The organism is Mycolicibacter acidiphilus (assembly GCF_018455725.1).
GTDB lineage: Bacteria > Actinomycetota > Actinomycetes > Mycobacteriales > Mycobacteriaceae > Mycobacterium > Mycobacterium acidiphilum.
In genome coordinates this window covers 1-369 of the sequence record NZ_JAHCLR010000154.1, presented here as the reverse complement: position 1 = coordinate 369, position 369 = coordinate 1, and the positions used below count along the sequence as shown (strand labels likewise).

The window sequence follows — 369 nt, the reverse complement described above, 5'->3', positions numbered from 1 at the left end:
GGGCGGTACCGGCTACCAGGCCGGCGACGGTGGCGACGGTGGTGCCGGTGGTCAAGGCGTCTACGGCGGCACCGGTGGTGCCGGTGGCGCCGGTGGCGCCGTCGGCGGCAACCACGTCGGCGGCAACGGTGGTACCGGCGGCGCCGGCGGTGACGGCTCGGGCCACGGCGGCTACGGCGGCCAGGGTGGTTCCGGTGCCGATGCGACCGGCACCGACACGGCCGGTAACGGCGGCAACGGCGGCCAAGGTGGTGACACCACCGGTGAGGGCAACACCGGCGAGCACGGCACCCTGGCCGGTGGCCACGGCGGCAACGGTGGCTCCGGCGGTACCTCCGACAAGGGCAACGCGGGCGTCGGCGGCAACGG

General features: G+C 76.4%; 1 pseudogene. It reads left to right on the top strand.

The window, feature by feature from the left end:
* A pseudogene (locus tag KIH27_RS22280) lies at positions 1 to 369 on the top strand (GTP-binding protein); the annotation flags it as partial.